Source organism: Pseudomonas sp. B14-6 (assembly GCF_013260315.1).
In the GTDB taxonomy this organism is placed as follows: domain Bacteria; phylum Pseudomonadota; class Gammaproteobacteria; order Pseudomonadales; family Pseudomonadaceae; genus Aquipseudomonas; species Aquipseudomonas mandelii.
In genome coordinates, this window is sequence record NZ_CP053929.1 from 6,650,538 (window position 1) to 6,666,767 (window position 16,230).

At 60.5% G+C, this 16,230-nt stretch carries 15 protein-coding genes and 1 pseudogene; 9 read left to right on the plus strand and 7 right to left on the minus strand.

The window, feature by feature from the left end:
- Positions 1-357 (minus strand): hypothetical protein, encoded by a 357-nt coding sequence (locus tag HP062_RS30385; protein WP_172792480.1) that lies wholly within the window; start codon positions 355-357, stop codon positions 1-3.
- Between the two features lie 345 nt (positions 358-702).
- Between HP062_RS30385 and peaA the strand changes: the two genes are divergently transcribed.
- The 4 genes and pseudogenes from peaA to peaD all read left to right on the plus strand — a co-directional run bounded on the left by peaA (position 703) and on the right by peaD (position 5,262).
- Positions 703-2,283 carry a quinohemoprotein amine dehydrogenase subunit alpha gene (gene peaA / locus HP062_RS30390; protein WP_077748916.1) on the plus strand — a complete coding sequence of 527 codons (1,581 nt, stop codon included), beginning with the start codon at positions 703-705 and terminating at the stop codon, positions 2,281-2,283.
- A gap of 81 nt (positions 2,284-2,364) precedes the next feature.
- Complete coding sequence (peaB, locus tag HP062_RS30395; protein WP_172792481.1) at positions 2,365-3,795, plus strand: quinohemoprotein amine dehydrogenase maturation protein; 1,431 nt, start codon at positions 2,365-2,367, stop codon at positions 3,793-3,795.
- Position 3,796: 1 nt separating this feature from the next.
- Positions 3,797-4,120, plus strand: a complete 324-nt coding sequence (qhpC, locus tag HP062_RS30400; protein WP_008027961.1) for a quinohemoprotein amine dehydrogenase subunit gamma — start codon at positions 3,797-3,799, stop codon at positions 4,118-4,120.
- A gap of 24 nt (positions 4,121-4,144) precedes the next feature.
- Positions 4,145-5,262 (plus strand): annotated as a pseudogene (gene peaD / locus HP062_RS30405) (quinohemoprotein amine dehydrogenase subunit beta).
- Positions 5,263-5,397: 135 nt separating this feature from the next.
- Here peaD and HP062_RS30410 read toward each other — a convergent pair.
- Positions 5,398-5,799: a lysozyme inhibitor LprI family protein gene (locus HP062_RS30410; protein WP_172792482.1), complete on the minus strand. Its 402-nt coding sequence runs from the start codon at positions 5,797-5,799 to the stop codon at positions 5,398-5,400.
- Between the two features lie 273 nt (positions 5,800-6,072).
- Between HP062_RS30410 and HP062_RS30415 the strand changes: the two genes are divergently transcribed.
- Both HP062_RS30415 and HP062_RS30420 read left to right on the plus strand, forming a co-directional pair.
- Positions 6,073-6,561 (plus strand): SRPBCC family protein, encoded by a 489-nt coding sequence (locus HP062_RS30415; RefSeq protein ID WP_077748914.1) that lies wholly within the window; start codon positions 6,073-6,075, stop codon positions 6,559-6,561.
- A gap of 7 nt (positions 6,562-6,568) precedes the next feature.
- Entirely contained in the window at positions 6,569-7,369 is an 801-nt protein-coding gene (locus tag HP062_RS30420) for an aminoglycoside phosphotransferase family protein (RefSeq protein ID WP_172792483.1), read from the plus strand.
- A 468-nt stretch (positions 7,370-7,837) separates the two neighbouring features.
- Here the strand turns inward: HP062_RS30420 and inhA are convergent, their stop codons facing one another.
- Positions 7,838-8,515 (minus strand): isonitrile hydratase, encoded by a 678-nt coding sequence (gene inhA, locus HP062_RS30425; RefSeq protein ID WP_172792484.1) that lies wholly within the window; start codon positions 8,513-8,515, stop codon positions 7,838-7,840.
- A gap of 88 nt (positions 8,516-8,603) precedes the next feature.
- Here inhA and HP062_RS30430 point away from each other — a divergent pair, with 88 nt between their 5' ends.
- The gene (locus HP062_RS30430) at positions 8,604-9,587 is read left to right on the plus strand and encodes a GlxA family transcriptional regulator (protein ID WP_154911477.1); all 984 of its coding nucleotides are present in this window, start codon (positions 8,604-8,606) and stop codon (positions 9,585-9,587) included.
- On the opposite strand, the gene HP062_RS30435 is transcribed toward HP062_RS30430, so the two are convergent.
- The 4 genes from HP062_RS30435 to HP062_RS30450 all read right to left on the minus strand — a co-directional run bounded on the left by HP062_RS30435 (position 9,556) and on the right by HP062_RS30450 (position 13,840).
- On the minus strand, positions 9,556-10,458 hold the full coding sequence (locus HP062_RS30435; RefSeq protein WP_083374660.1) for an alpha/beta fold hydrolase: 903 nt from the start codon (positions 10,456-10,458) through the stop codon (positions 9,556-9,558). The genes HP062_RS30430 and HP062_RS30435 overlap by 32 nt on opposite strands.
- A gap of 58 nt (positions 10,459-10,516) precedes the next feature.
- Entirely contained in the window at positions 10,517-10,906 is a 390-nt protein-coding gene (locus HP062_RS30440) for a hypothetical protein (protein ID WP_169857421.1), read from the minus strand.
- Between the two features lie 326 nt (positions 10,907-11,232).
- Positions 11,233-13,059, minus strand: coding sequence for a glycoside hydrolase family 15 protein (locus HP062_RS30445; protein ID WP_172792485.1), 1,827 nt, complete (start codon positions 13,057-13,059; stop codon positions 11,233-11,235).
- Positions 13,052-13,840: a glucose 1-dehydrogenase gene (locus tag HP062_RS30450; RefSeq protein WP_172792486.1), complete on the minus strand. Its 789-nt coding sequence runs from the start codon at positions 13,838-13,840 to the stop codon at positions 13,052-13,054. The genes HP062_RS30445 and HP062_RS30450 overlap by 8 nt, the downstream gene beginning before the upstream one ends.
- 231 nt (positions 13,841-14,071) lie before the next feature.
- On the opposite strand from HP062_RS30450, the gene HP062_RS30455 reads away from it, so the two are divergent.
- Both HP062_RS30455 and HP062_RS30460 read left to right on the plus strand, forming a co-directional pair.
- Positions 14,072-15,244 (plus strand): MFS transporter, encoded by a 1,173-nt coding sequence (locus HP062_RS30455; protein WP_172792487.1) that lies wholly within the window; start codon positions 14,072-14,074, stop codon positions 15,242-15,244.
- A gap of 239 nt (positions 15,245-15,483) precedes the next feature.
- A complete protein-coding gene (locus HP062_RS30460; protein ID WP_102595305.1) occupies positions 15,484-16,218 on the plus strand; it encodes a thioesterase II family protein in 735 nt (244 codons plus the stop codon).
- Positions 16,219-16,230 lie beyond the last annotated feature (12 nt).

The window sequence follows — 16,230 nt, forward strand, 5'->3', positions numbered from 1 at the left end:
TCAGGAATGGATCTTCCGCGAAATCTCTTCAAACGTATCGCCATCTACGGCAGCCAACAGCTTTTTTTCATCATTGAGCGTCGCCAGAAAGGTCACTTCGGTCTCCTTGCCGGCCAACATGAACCCGGCGAGGGCGCCGATGGGCCCCAGCAACATCGCGCCCGCCACGCCGAAGCCGATGGCGTCCTTGATGTTGTTGATCGATTCCTGGTTAGCGACTTCCACACGCTTGAACGCTGAGAGCGGGAGGGTGATGCCGGGCCACGGGTGCAGCGACGTTCTAAGGGTAAAAACGCCGTCTCTGTACTCTCCATCACCCTGCAGAAAGTCCCCCGCCAGGACAGTGATGCTTGCCATTTTGTTTTCCCCTGACTGGCAATCGGTGAATCACCATTTCGCACCCGCCTGCAATGGCCGTCAATCGTCGGGCGATGAACTGTTCCGGCCGGGGGATCTATGCTTGTCTCAGGTTGCAACAACTGTCGCGATATTAGACGCAGGCGAACCCGCCCAGCCTCGATTCGCGGGCCTTGTCTTCGTGTAAGTGCTTGATAAAAAAGGCTGTCGTCAAGCTGGCACGCTCCGTGTATTGCTCATTGCAGACGTTTCTCTTGCCTCCGTCAGCGCTGCGCCGCCGACGGCAGAAACCATAAAAACGATAAGCCACAAAAATAAGAAAGCACTGTGCGAGGTTCGACGTTGATGAAGAGAAGACTCCGATCAGGCCTGAGCGCCAGTCTGCTGGCCGTGGCCGCGTGTGTGGCGCTGCATTCGCCATACAGCCTGGCAGCCCGCGACGCCCAGACCATCCTCAAGGAAACCTGTCAGGGCTGTCACACCCCCGAAGCTGACAATGCCCTGAGCCGCATCAGCCACCAGCGAAAAACCCCGGAAGGCTGGCTGATGAGCATCGCCCGGATGCAGACCATGCACGGTTTGCAGATCAGCGATGACGACCGCCGCACTCTGGTCAAATACCTGGCCGACACCCAAGGCCTGGCGCCGAGTGAAACCGATGGCGTGCGTTATGCGCTGGAGCGCCGACTCAATACCGTCGAGAAGTTCGACGACCAGACCAGCCAGATGTGCGGCCGCTGCCACTCCGGTGCGCGGGTTGCCCTGCAACGGCGTCCGGCCCAGGAATGGGAACGCTTGGTGAACTTCCACCTCGGCCAATGGCCGTCACTGGAATATCAGGCGCTGTCTCGTGACCGCGACTGGTTCGACCTGGCTCGAAAAGACATGGTGCCGCTGTTGGCCAAGCGTTACCCGCTGGACAACCCGGCCTGGAAAAAATGGCTGGGCAGCGCACCGAAAGCCGAGTCGCTGGTCGGCGACTGGAGCTTCAGCGGCCACTTGCCGGGTAAAGGCGAACTGGCCGGCATGATGAGCGTCACCGCCGATGGCAGCGACACCTTCAAGGTCGGCGTCAAAGGCCAATACGCCGACGGCAGCCCGTTCAATGGCGAGGGCAGCGCGATTCTCTACACCGGTTACGAATGGCGCGGCAACGTGACCATCGACGGCGTGACCATGCGCCAGGTGTTCGCGGCCCAAGGCAATGCCATGCAGGGGCGGATGTTCGAGGCCGAGCACGATGAGCGCGGTCTGGACTTCGTCGCCACCAAACACGGCAGCAGTCGTTTGCTGGCGGTGCAGCCGGGTTATTTGAAGGCAGGTACCGAAACGGAAGTGACCCTGATCGGCAGCGGTCTCACCGGTAAACCGAACTTCGGCAAAGGCGTGGACGTGGTGGAAGTCGTCGAGCAAAGCCCTGATCGCATCAAGGTCAAACTCAAGGCGGCCGCCAACGCCCAGCCGGGGCTGCGCAACGTCACCGTTGGCACGCTGAAAGGTCCGACCCTGTCGGTCTACAGCAAGATCAACCAAGTCAAAGTCGTGCCCGAGTTCTCGGTGGCACGGATCGGCGAGGGCGGTGGTTCTACACCGAAAGTCCAGGGCCGTTTCGATGCCGAAGCCTGGGGCAAGGGTGCAGATGGCAAGCCGTATCGCATCGGCGTGTTCCCGGCGCAGTGGTCGGTCGAAGCCTTCGACGATCGCGCCAAGGAAGACGAAGACGTCAAGTTCGCCGGCACCATGCAGGCCGACAGCGGCGTGTTCACACCGGGCGATGCCGGGCCGAACCCGCAACGCAAGATGTCCACCAACAATGCCGGCAACCTCAAGGTGATCGCCGCCGTCGACGACGCAGGGAAATCCCTGACCGGCGAAGGCCACATGATCGTCACCGTGCAACGCTGGAACAATCCACCCATTCCATGAGTTGGCTGATCCCTAAGGCTTCAGACACTTTTTCGGAATGACCGCAGGCCCCGTCAACCGGGGTTTGCACAGGAGGTTGCAATGGGCGCTATTTTGAATCTGGTCGAACGGAACCTGCACGAAGTGCACGTCGATGCCGACCGCATGCTGTTCCACATCCCCAGCAGTTCGCTGTTCGCCAGCGATGAGCTGACGGGCACCATCATCGATACCTTGCGCGGTCCCGGCTGTTCGTCGGAGGACCTGATCCAGCGCCTGGCCTCGCGTTTCAACGGCGAGGAAATCACTGAGACCCTGCGCGAGCTGATGTCCCTGGAACTGGTCAGCGACGGCTCGCCGCTGACCCCGGACATCGGCACCAAACGGGTCGAGCGCACGGCGATCAATACCGTGGTGCTTAACGTCAACACCGGCTGCAATCTGAGCTGCACCTACTGCTACAAGGAAGACCTCGACAAGCCCTCGGCCGGCAAGAAAATGGACGTCGAAACAGCCGTCGCGTCGGTGGAAATGCTGCTGCGCGAATCGCCGGATGAAGAGCGCTTCACCGTGGTGTTTTTCGGTGGCGAGCCGCTGAGTAATCGCAAGCTGATCGAGTACATGGTCGACTATTGCGAGAAGCGCTTCCGCGAGGCGGGCAAGTTCGTCGAGTTCGTCATGACCACCAACGCGACGCTGCTCACTGAAGAGACCTTGGACTACCTGAATGCCCACCGTTTTGGCCTGTCAGTCAGTATCGACGGACCGAAAACCGTGCACGACCGCAACCGAATCACCGTGGGCGGGCAGGGCACTTACGACGTGGTACGGCGCAAGGCCGAGATGCTGCTGTCGCGCTACAACAGTCGTCCGGTGGGTGCCCGGGTCACGTTGACCACCGGCGTCACCGATGTGGAAACCATCTGGGACCACCTGTTCAACGAACTGGGTTTTGCCGAGGTCGGCTTCGCCCCGGTGACCTCCGGCGACATCAGCACCTTCAACCTGTCCAGCGACGAGCTGATCGAAGTCTTCGCCAGCATGAAGAGACTTGGTCGGCGTTACCTGGAAGCGGCTCTGGAACACCGCAACATCGGTTTCTCCAATCTGCACCAGCTGATCACCGACATCCACGAAGGTCACAAAAAAGCCCTGCCTTGCGGCGCGGGCCTGAAGATGCTGGCGGTGGATCACAAGGGCGAACTGAACCTGTGTCATCGCTTTACCGGGTCGAGCCTGCCGACCTTCGGCAACGTCCACAGCGGTGTGAAACAGGTGGAGTTGAATGACTTCCTGTCCCAGCGCCTGGACCGTACCAACACCGGCTGCGAAGACTGCCAGATCCGCAACCTGTGCTCCGGCGGCTGCTACCACGAGAGTTACGCCCGGTACGGCGACCCGACCCACCCGACCTATCACTACTGCGAACTGATGCGTGACTGGGTCGACTTCGGCATCGAGGTCTACACCCGGATCATGGCCCACAACCCTGCGTTTATCAGCAGCTACATCACTCCGCGCAAGGCTCACTGATATGAAACATCTCAAGGCAATCAATAACAAAGCGTTGAAACTGGATGAGGCCGCGGCCGAAAACCGTATCGAAGAAGTGGTGGCGATGAGCTCTGTCGCGGGCTGTGCCTCGACCACTGACCCGGGTTGGGAAATCGATGCGTTTGGCGGGGTGTCGTCGCTGTGCCAGCCGATGGAAGCCGACCTGTATGGCTGCTCCGACCCTTGCTGGTGGCCGGCCCAGGTGCCCGACATGATGAGCACCTACCCGGACTGGAACAAGGATGCCCAGGCGTCCAACGACAACTGGCGCAACCTCGGCACTGTCTTCCCGAAAGACAAGTGATCGGACATGAAGAAGGATTCCAGCATGCATCGCATTAAAGCCTGCGGCCTGGCCGCGTTCGCCGTCCTGAGCGTCTGTTCAATCAACGTTCTGGCCGATGAAAACACTGCATTACAAGCGGGTCACGAGTACATGGTGACCACCAATTACCCGAACAATCTGCACGTGCTCGACCTGGCGACGGACACCTTGTTCAAGACCTGCAAGATGCCGGACGCCTTCGGTCCGGGCACTGTGCAGTTATCGCCGGATCGCAAGACCGCTTACGTGTTGAACAATCACTACGCGGATGTCTACGGCGTCGAGCTGGACAGCTGCAAGCAAGTGTTCCACGCCAGCATCACCCAGAAACCCGGGGAGAAAGCGAAGTCGATGTTCGCCTTTACCCTTAGCCACGACGGCAAGGAACTGTTTGCCATCGCCAACCCGACGTTGATGCTCAACGACCGCTACGAAGTGCAGCAACCGCGGCTCGATGTCTACGCCACCGACGCCGGCCTGGACGCCAAGCCCGTGCGCAGTTTCCCGGCGCCACGGCAGCTGACCATCATGCAGAGCGGTGACGACGGCACGCTGTACGTGGCGGGGGCGGATGTCTATAAGGTCGACGTGAAGACCGGCAAGTTCGACGTGCTGATCCCCAGTCGTCATTGGAAACGGGCGAACTACAGCGCGCCGGACGTGCTTTACGTGTGGAACCAGCAGACCTATCGCCATGATTTCTCGCTGCTCTACACCGCCGCAAAATTCAAGGACAAGAAACAGGATCCGGCCACCGCTGAATACCTCTACGGGCTGTTCAGCATCGACCTGAAAACCGGCAAGACCGAAACCACCGACTTCGGCCCTCTGACGGAAATCTACTTCAGCGGCATGCGCTCGCCCAAGGATCCGAACCTGATGTTCGGCGTGCTCAACCGCCTGGCCAAGTACGACATCAAGGAGAAGAAAATGCTCCAGGCGGCAACGCTGGATCATTCCTACTACTGCATTTCCTTCAACAAGGACGGCAGCAAGATCTACCTGGCGGGGACGTTTAATGATGTGGCGATCTTTGATCCGGAGAGCATGAAACAGATCGGCAACATCAAGTTGCCGGGGGGGACATGGCGATCACGACGGCGCAGATATTTGTCCGGTAACGTGTGGCGTCTGAACTGACGCCTTCGCGGGCAAGCCTCGCTCCTACACGGTCGCCTCGCACCCAATAGTGCGATCACTGCGAACCTGTAGGAGCGAGGCGTGCCCGCGAAGAGGCCCTCAGCGTCACCGAAGTGTTACACCCCAGGTACCGGGCAACCCATATCCCCTTCCTGACACTTCAGATAATTCTTGAAAGTCTCCACCCGCGCCTTGGTCAATTCATTCACGCAGTTGCTGTAGATCAGCGGATACACACTCCCGCCTTCCACCCCGGCACTCGCGAACTTGCACTCGGCATCCCGAAACGCCATCCACGAACGCTGTGCCCCGAGCAGCAGCTTTTTGCTGTCCGGGTTGCTCTTCAAGCGCTGGGTGATCTGCTGGTAAAGCGCATTCAACTCTTTGTCCGCCGCCTTGTGCTGCTGCGCCGCGCATTGATTCATCGTGGCCTGGTCGGTGGCGTTGTCACAGTCCGCCGCGTGGGCGACGGTGGTGAACAGCAAAGGGGTCAGGGCCAGGAGGAAGCGTGGGTGCATAGTGATTCTCGCTGTGATGCGTAAACGTTGAGATGCAGTGTAGCGAAGAGGGTGGTCAACCAATAACGAAGTCAGGTGTAACCTCTTTAGCCAAGGGGCTAGCCTGCGTCAACGGTCCGCGTACTGTGCCAGGCATTCGGCTGCGAGCCAGAACTTCCCACTGGAAATGCAGCCGAATATTTCAGACATGCTTGATAACAACGCCCCCTTGATACAACTTTAAGGTTGGTCTTGTGGTCTTACAGGCCTACTGTTCAGTACAGGAGGTGACTTATGAACCCAGCATCAGATCGCATCGAAAGGAAAATCCTGCTCAAAGTACCGCGCTCGCAGGTGTGGCGCGTGCTGGCCAATGCCGAGGCCTTCGGGCAGTGGTTTGGCGTGGCGCTGGAGGGCAAGCGCTTTGTCGCCGGTGAATGGACGCAGGGGCAGATTACTTACCCGGGTTATGAGTACCTGCTGTGGAATGTGCTGGTGGAGCGGGTCGAGCCGGAGCGGGTGTTTTCGTTTCGCTGGCATCCCTATGCGGTGGAGCCGGACACCGATTATTCCCAGGAACCCACCACGCTGGTGAAGTTCGAGCTCGAAGACATGGATGAGGGCACGTTGCTGAAGGTCACCGAGTCCGGTTTTGATCACATCCCGCAGACGCGCAGGCTCAAGGCGTTCCGTATGGACAGCCGTGGCTGGGATGAGCAGATGAGCAATATCGAAGAATTTCTGAAAACCGGCGCCAAGGCTCGCGAGCGTCAGGAAGAGTAAAGGCTGCATGTTTGAAACCTGGTTGAAACGCTGGGCCCTGGTGCCGGACGGCGAACCGATCATCACGCCTGGCAGTCGTTTGCTGCCGGTACGGATGGGTGATTTGCCGGCCATGTTGAAGGTCGCCGTCGATGCCGAGGAAAAGTTCGGCAATCTGCTGATGACCTGGTGGGACGGCGAGGGCGCCGCGCGGGTTTACGCTCATCATGGCGATGCGTTGGTGCTGGAACGTGCCGAGGGCGATCGATCGCTGATGCACATGGCGCTCAACGGCCAGGATGACGAGGCCAGTCGGATACTGTGCACAGCGCTGGCTCGTTTACACGCACCGCGTTCATCATCGCCGCCGCCCCTGATTCCCTTATCGTCATGGTTCGCTTCCTTGCACATGGCCGCCGAACAGCAGGGCGGCACTTACTTGCTCAGTCTGAAAGCCGCCGAAGCGCTGCTCGCCGAGCCGCAGGATGTGGTGGTTTTGCACGGCGATATGCATCACGACAATGTTCTGGATTTCGGCCCGCGAGGCTGGCTCGCTATCGATCCGAAGCGGGTGATCGGCGAGCGCGGGTTCGACTACGCCAACTTGATCTGCAATCCCGATTTGCCGACGGCTAATGATCCGCAGCGCTTCAAAAAACAGATCGAGGTCGTGGCCCAGGCCGCAGGGCTGGAGCGTCAACGACTGCTGCAATGGGTGTTGGGGTTTGCCGGGTTGTCGGCGGCCTGGTTTCTCGAGGATAAGGATGAGCTTGCGGCGCAAGGTCAGCTGCAGGCCGCTGAACTCGCGGCTTTCATGCTGATTGGCTGACGCGACTAAGGGTTTTCGGAAGGGCGGGTATAGCGAATGTCTTACACGCGATGGTAGCTATGTCGTCTATTACACATTGGATCCGAAGCGTAATCTAGCCTCATCAACTGAAGCACAGGAAGTGCTCCAGGATCACGGATGATCGACCATTAGCAAGGATTCGCTGCCGACAGGGAGTCGATATGGTCTTGGGAAAACCCGCTTCGGCGGGTTTTTTTTCGCCTTTTGAAAACTGTAGTGTTCGTGTGGATTTTTGATCTTATGGTCAAAGGCTTACACCGGCTAACGGGTATGTCGTCTTTTGGTGCTTCACCATTGCGCTTATTCTGGATCCATCAACTGAAGCACAGGGAGTGCTCAGGATCAGGGATGATCGACCATTGGCCAGGATGGCTGCCGACAGGATGTCGAAAATGGTCTTGAGAAACCCGCCGAAGCGGGTTTTTTTTCGCCTGTTAAAAAGTACTGCTACAGCCTGGCCGCCGCCCGTCCAGTGATCTGCGCCCTTTGCTGCAGGGATGGCGCCGCCCGCCGATGCGCTTCTGCCAATACGCTCGGCGGCGCTGTTTCGGGGCTGCCGGACTGGAACGGCGGTGCCGGCGCGTATTCCAGCTGCAACTGCACCAGCGCGGCCGTGTCCTTATCGAACAACTCGGCCGCCAGGGTCAGGGCAAAATCGATCCCTGCGGTAATCCCGCCACCGGTCAGCAGATTGCCGTCGCGCACGACGCGATCCTTCACCGGTATTGCCCCCAAAGGCCCCAGCAATTCGTGATAAGCCCAGTGCGTGGTCGCGCGTTTGCCTTTCAGCAGACCGGCCGCACCGAGCACCAGCGCGCCGGTGCACACCGACGTGACATAACGCGCGTTAGCCGCTTGGGCCTTGATAAACGCCAATGTCTGCTCATCCTCCATCAACGGCCCGACGCCGCTGCCCCCGGGAATGCAGATCACATCGAGTGGCGGGCAATCATCGAAGGTCATGGTCGGCTTCAGCACCAGCCCGGTGCTCGAAGTAACCGGCACCAGGTCCTTCCAGATCAGATGCACCTTCACGTCCGGCAGCGATGCCAGCACGTCGTAAGGGCCGGTGAGGTCCAGTTGTTGAACCTGTGGAAACAACAGAAAACCGATCTGCAACGTCATGGTGTTTTCTCATGAAGTGGGTGGACGGCTTCACTTTAGGCTCGTAGGATCTGGCGTATACGCCAATAACCCCACGAATTACGCCAATATGCCAAAAACCATTCATGTGCTCGCGTTCGCCAATGTGCAATTGCTCGACGTCACCGGGCCGTTGCAGGTGTTTGCCTCGGCCAACGACATCGCCCGTCAACAAGGCTTGCCGGCGCCCTACGCGCCGACGGTAATTGCCAACGGTGGCGGGGTGGTGATGTCGTCGGCGGGGCTGGCGCTGTTAGCCGAGCCGTTGCCCGAGCAAGGCAGCGACACCTTGATCATCGCCGGTGGTTGGGGTGTCTACGCGGCGGCGGAGGATGAGTCGCTGGTGGCCTGGGTGCGTGAACATGCGACGGCATGTCGGCGGGTTTCATCGGTGTGCACCGGGGCGTTCTTGCTGGCGGCCAGTGGTTGGCTTGACGGTCGGCGTGTGGTGACGCACTGGACCCGTTGCGAGCAATTGGCGCAGAAACATCCCCGGTTACGGGTCGAGCCCAACCCGATCTTTATCAATGACGGCCCGGTCTGGACCTCGGCCGGCGTTACGGCCGGCATCGATCTTTCATTGGCGATGGTCGAAGAGGATCTCGGTCGCACCATGGCCCTGGACGTCGCTCGGCAACTGGTGGTGTTCCTCAAGCGCCCGGGCGGTCAGTCGCAGTTCAGCGTGACCTTGTCTCTGCAAAAGGAAGGCAGCCGGTTCGACGAACTTCACGCCTGGATCAGCGAAAATCTCACCATGGACCTGGGCATTCCGACACTCGCCTTGCAGGCCGGCATGAGCGAACGCAGCTTCGTTCGCCATTACCGCGCCGACACCGGCCAGACGCCGGCGCGGGCCATCGAGCTGATCCGGGTCGAGACCGCGCGACGCTTGCTCAGTGATACCGGTCTGCCGATCAAACGGGTGGCGGTGCAGTGCGGGTTCGGCAGTGAGGAAACGCTTCGCCGCAGTTTTCTGCGGGCCATGGGCGTAACGCCGCAAGCCTATCGCGAGCGGTTTTCTGTCAGCGCTGAAGCAGATCCAGTAATGCCTTGAGCGTCGCTTCGGGTGCTTCTTCGGGAATGTTGTGGCCGACGCCCGCCAGCACTCGCCGCTCATAAAACCCGGTGAAATGTTCGATGTCCTCATCAATCTCCTCGGCCGGTCCGACGCCATCGTCGGCACCACACAGGGAAATCGTCGGGACGCTGATCGACGGTTGCCGGGTCAGCGCTTCTTCCATCCACGCCAGTGCCGGGTCCCCTGGCGCGTACATGAAGCGGTGACGGTACGAGTGAATCACCACCTCGACGAAATCCGGGTTGTCGAAGGCCGGCGCGCTCAGTGGGTAGCGCTCAGGACCTTTGGCCCAGGTCGGTGACCATAATTTCCAGAGCAATTCGCACAAGTCCCGGCGATTTTTCGTCAGGCCCTCGACACCGCGCGGGGTGTGAAAGTAATACTGATACCAGAGACGATGCTCGGTTTCCGGGGCCTGTGGCTGGGTGGAGCCGGGAATATTCTGCAGGTTGTAGCCATCGCCCGTCACCAGACAGCGAACCCGCTCCGGCCAAAGCGCCGCGACGATGCACGCCGCCCGACCGCCCCAGTCGTAGCCGCAAAGGGCGGCCTTCGGGAGGGCCAGCGCGTCCATCAAGTCCAGCAGATCCTGGGCGAGGGCGGCTTGCTGGCCGGAGCGCAGGGTGTCGGGGCTGTTGAAGCGGGTCGGGCCGTAGCCGCGCAGGTACGGAACGATAACGCGGTAGCCCCGAGCGGCTAGGGCCGGGGCGATATCGTCGTAGCCGCGTGGGGAATAAGGGAAGCCGTGAAGGAGGAGGATCGGGTCGCCGGTGGCAGGGCCATGTTCTTCGTAGGCGACCGTCAACGTCGGGGTCTTGATGTTCTGGATCAACGCTTCAGTGTTCATCGGACACTCCAGAGGTGTTTGTCAGACGGAGGATGCAAAGAGACCAGGTTCCGCCAACTCAGACTTCGACTTCGGCCACCTGATTGAAGTACTTCGACCGGTCCGGCGTAAACGTCACCACCATCCTCGTCCGCGAACACGTCAGAGGCCGCTCTTCACCCAGATCAACATCCAGATCCTCCCCACGCAAACCCTGCCACTGGGCCAGGTATTTGAGGGATCCGTACTTTTCGAGTTTCTTCAGGCTGCGGCTGACGCCACCTTTCCAGCCCAGCACCGGCAGTTCGCCGGCAAGGCAGCGTTGGGCGAGTTCGGGGAAACGGGCGGCGCGTTGGCGGCCGATTTCCCAGCATTTGATGAGGCCTTTGTCGTGGGCCTCCCACAGTTCATCGCGGTTCAGGCCTGAACGCAGAGGGGTGTCGATGGGGCGATGGATACGCTGGCTCATTCTGGTTCCTTGAATTCGGGTTTTATCGGGCAGCTCCGCTGCACCCGTTGACGGTGGATGGTAGGGGGGGATGTAACGGCTGGCAACAAACGTTTTCGGGCTGTTGGAATGAGCGGTTTCGGGTGATTGGGCAGGTTTGTTTAATGGTTGTAGGAGTCTGGACCCTACCGCTCACTTTTTTCTCTGGTATTCAGCCAGTCCTGTGCGATGGCTGATGACGTCTTCGCGAGCAGGCTCGCTCCCACAGGTTTGGTGTCGTTCACAAATAGCGTGTTTGACACAAATTCTGTGGGAGCGAGCCTGCTCGCGATAGGGGCAACGCGGACTCAAGGCTGCCAGTAATTTTTCTCCCCACTCAATTTCCGATCCAGAAAGCTGGCCGCGCTGATCAGCGCCAGGTGCGTCAACGCTTGCGGCGTGTTGCCCAGGTGTCGCCCATGGCTGTCGAACTCTTCGGCGTATAAGCCCAGCGGGTTGGCGTACCTGAGCAATTGTTCAAACTCCAGGTGCGCCTTTTCCACCTGGCCTGCCCGGGCCAGGCATTCGACGTACCAGAACGAACACGCAGCAAAGGCGCCTTCGTTGCCGTTGAGGCCGTCGATCTGGCTGTCTTCGTTGCGATAGCGGTAGACCATGCCATCGCGCACCAGGGTTTTCTGAATGGCTTCGAGGGTCGATAACCAGCGCGGGTCCTTGGCGCTGACGAAGCGCACCAGCGGCATCAGCAACATCGAACCATCCAGCGTGGTGCCGCCGATGTACTGCACGAAATGCCCGCGTTCTTCGTTCCAGAAGTTGTCCCAGATGTCGGCGTAGATCGCTTGACGGGTCTGGTCCCAGCGGGGAAACGGCGCGGACAGGGAGCGTTTGGAGGCGAGTCGAATGGCCCGGTCCAGGGCCACCCAGCACATCAGTCGCGAGTGCAGAAAGTGATGCTGTTCGCCGCGCATTTCCCAGATGCCCACATCCTCTTGCTGCCAGGTTTCACAGACTTGATCCACGACGCCCACGGCGTGTTTCCAGCCTTCATGGGAGATCGCGTCGCCGTATTTGTTGACCAGGTACACCGCGTCCATCAGCTCGCCGAAGATGTCGAGCTGGACTTGGTCATACGCTTGATTGCCAATGCGCACCGGCGTCGCGCCGCCATGGCCGGACAGATGCGAGAGCTCGGTTTCCGGCAGTTCCTGGCGCCCGTCGATGGCGTAGAGGATGTTGAGTTTCATCGGTTTGCCGTGGCAATCGCTGACCCGCCCGCGCAGCCAGCGCATGTAGTCGTTGGCTTCCTGAACGAAGCCCAGGCGCATGAACGCGTAGACGGTGAACGAGGCGTCACGGATCCAGGTGTAGCGGTAGTCCCAGTTGCGTTCGCCGCCGGGTGTTTCCGGCAGGCCGAACGTGGCCGCCGCGAGGATCGCGCCGTGTTTGCGCGAGGTCAGCAGCTTCAGGGCCAGGGCTGAGCGGTTGACCATTTCCCGCCAGCGACCACGGTAGTTGGACTGACCGCTCCAGTCGCGCCAGAACTTCAGCGTGCGTTCCAGGCACAACCCGGCCGCGCCTTCGTTGAAACGCGGGTCGTCGATGCCGCCGAGCAGGAATTCCGCGCTCTGATCCTGTTTGAGGGTGAATTCAGCGACGGCCGCGTTGCCGTCGATACGCAAGGTCTGATCCGATGCCAGGCGCAGAGAGGGCTGATCATCGGCCTCGAATGCCACGTCTTTGGCATCCATGCGTGCGTGGGTCCTGGCGCGAGCGTAGTCATGCCGCACGGCGCAGCGCATGTGAAACGTTGCCTGGCCGCTGACCACCCGGACCCGGCGCATCAACACCGGCAGATCATCTTCGCTGTCGCCGATGGGCAGCAGGTCGGTGACTTCGACCACGGCGCGCTCGCTCAGCCAGCGGGTTTGCAGCACGTTGGTGTCGGGCAGGTAAATCTGTTCGCGGCGCGCATCAGGCAAGTCCGGCGATAGCTGGAAAATGCCTGCCTCGGGCGTGTCCAGCAGCGAGCAGAAGATCGACGGGCTGTCGAATTCCGGCCAGCAGAAAAAGTCGACGCTGCCCTTGTCATTGACCAGCGCCGCGCTGCGCATGTCGCCGATGATGCCGTGGGCGTCGATGTTGCTTTGTCGCTCGGGATGATGATCAGCCATTGCCGCGAAACTCCGGATAGAGGCTCATGCCGCCGTCGATGAACAGGGTGGTGCCGACGATGTAGTCCGACGCATCGGAGGCGAGGAAGACCAGCGCGTTGGCGATGTCCTCGACTTCACCGACCCGACCGTAAGGAATAAGTTTGAGCAGTTGCTCCTCGTTGGCATCGCGATTGATGTCTGTACGAATCGCCCCCGGTGCGATGCCATTGATGCGGATGCGCTGGTGGCTGACTTCCTGGGCGAGGGTTTGCATCAGCATGTCGACGCCGCCCTTGGACGCGGCGTAATTGACGTGGCCGGCCCAGGGAATGCGCTGGTGCACCGAGCTCATATGAATAATCTTGCCGGCGGCCCGGGACACGCCTTCGCGAATACCCTGACGGTTGAAAATACGCAGGGCGGCGCGGGCGCAGAGGAACTGTCCGGTGAGGTTGACGCCGATCACCTGGTTCCAGTCGGCGAGGGTCATGTCCACCGCCTTGGCGTCTTTTTGCATACCCGAATTGGCCACCAGAATGTCCAGCGAACCGAACGCCTCGAGGGTTTGCGCGAACAGCCGTTCGACGTCTTCTTCTTTGGAAACGTCGGCACCGATGGCGATAGCCCGACCGCCTTCAGCGTTGATCTGCCGGGCCAGTTCTTCGGCGGGTTCAGCCTGGGAATGGTAGTTGATCACCACCGCGGCCCCGGCGGCGGCCAATGCCTTGGCGGCGCCTGCGCCGATGCCTGAGCTGGCACCGGTGATGAGGGCGACTTGTTGGTCGAGGGAAATCTGCATCAGCGTGAGCGCCTTGAGTGTGAGGGCTTAATTAGCTGACTGACGGGGGCTGGCGAGAGTTCACGTCGAACCATGAAAGTTTCGTCACCTGACCGCGTGACACCTGATCGTTCCCACGCCGAGCGGGGGAACGATCAACGTGTGAGGCCTTCACATTCAACCAACAATTGCCTGCTTTCCCCTCGGTTCGCCTTATGGCAACTTGCTCGCCCTGACTGAGACTCGCACCCCATGACCAACCCCTACCGCGACCTGTTCAAAGCCCCTGGCAGCCGAGCGTTCGTGCTGGCCGGGATGATCGCGCGCATGCCCATTTCCATGACTGGCATCGGCCTGATCACCATGCTCTCGCAACTGCAAGGCGGCTACGGTCTGGCCGGTGCGGTGGCGGCGACGTTTGCCCTGGCCACGGCGTTTTGTGCACCGCAAGTCTCGCGGCTGGTGGATCGCTTTGGTCAAGGCCGGGTTCTGCCGGTTTCGGCGTTGATCGGTGGTGGGGCGTTGTTGCTGGTGTTGATTTGCACCCGCTTGCAGGCGCCGATCTGGACGTTGTTTGTGTTCGCCGCGCTGGCCGGTTGCATGCCGAGCATGTCGGCGATGGTCCGTGCGCGCTGGACCGAGGTGTATCGCGGCCAGCCGGAGCTGCAAACCGCTTACGCGCTGGAATCAGTGCTGGACGAAGTCTGCTTTATTGTCGGGCCGCCGCTGTCGGTGGGGTTGTGCGTGGTGGCGTTTCCCGAGGCCGGTCCGTTGGCGGCGTTGCTGATGCTGGCGATCGGGGTGACGGCGTTTGTCCTGCAACGGGACACCGAGCCGGCGGTGCATCCCCATGAAGAACACCATCAGGGCTCGATTATCCGTTCGCTCGACATTCAATTGCTGATGCTGTTGATGGTCGCCATGGGCACCATCGTTGGCGTGGTGGATGTGGTCAGCGTGGCCTTCGCCCAGCAGCAGGGCCAGCCGGCAGCAGCGAGCATTGTGTTGTCGGTGTATGCCATTGGTTCCTGCCTGGCGGGATTGGCGTTCGGGGTGTTGCGCTCGAAAGTGCCGCTGCCGCGATTGTTCTTGTATGGCGGGGTGGCGACGGCGGTTACCACGCTGCCGTTGCTGCTGGCGACGAACATTCTCGGGCTGTCGCTGGCGGTGTTTGTCGCCGGTCTGTTCTTTGCGCCGACGCTGATTGTGGCAATGGCGTTGGTGGAGCGCATCGTGCCGCCAGCCAAACTGACTGAAGGCCTGACCTGGCTGGTCACCGGGTTGAGTATTGGCGTGGCAATCGGTGCGGCCGGTTCGGGTTGGCTGATCGATGCATTTGGGGCCCGTAGTGGATTCTGGCTGGCGATTGCTGCCGGTGCGGTGATCCTCGGTTCCGCAGTCCAAAGCTATCGCCACCTGAGATAAGCGAAACACAGAACCTGTGGCGAGGGAGCTCGCTCCCGCTGGGTCGTGAAGCGGCCCCAAAACCATTCACTGAGATTTTTCAGTTACACCGCATCCACCCGTTTTACGACTGCTGCGCAGACGAGCGGGAGCAAGCTCTCTCGCCACGATGTCAGTGTTCGGCACTTCTACAACCTTGGGACTAATTCAAGGCCGGCCTCATCCGTTCCCTTGATAGACAACTTTTCGAGGTAAGCCCGGTGACCCAGCTGACATTGCTGTGCCTGCCCTATTCAGGCGCGAGCGCCATGGTCTATAGCCGCTGGCGGCGCAAGCTGCCGGAATGGCTCACGCTGCAGCCGGTGGAACTGCCGGGGCGTGGCGCACGGTATGGCGAGCCGTTGCACACCGACATGCGACGCCTGGCGCTGCAACTCGCCCAGGAACAAAAAGCCACGCTCAAGGCGCCATACGCATTGTTCGGTCATAGCCTGGGCGCGTTGCTGGCCTGTGAAATGGCCCATGCGTTTCGCTCGCTGGGGTGCCCGGAGCCAGTGGCGCTGTTCGCCTCGGGCACGGCTGCACCCACCATGCGGGCCGACTACGATCGCGGCTTCGCCCAGCCCAGGACCGATGCCGAATTGATCGATCAACTGCGCGCCCTCAATGGCACCAGCGAAGAAGTGCTGGCCAATAAAGAGCTGATGAGCCTGACACTGCCGGTCCTGCGCGCGGACTTCCTGCTGTGCGGGCGATTTGAACCGCAGCAGCGTCCCTTGCTCAAGTGCCCGGTGCATGTGCTCGGTGGCAAGGATGATCGGGCCACCACCGAGCAGTTGATCGGCTGGAGCAAGGAAACCCACGGTAGTTTTTCGGTGGACATGCTCGCGGGCGGGCACTTCTTTATCCATGAGCACGAAGCCAAGGTGTTGCGGGTGATCAAGGATCAGCTTGAGGTTCACCATCGGCGGCACGCCATGGCTGCCAGCGCCTGACGCAATCCCGGG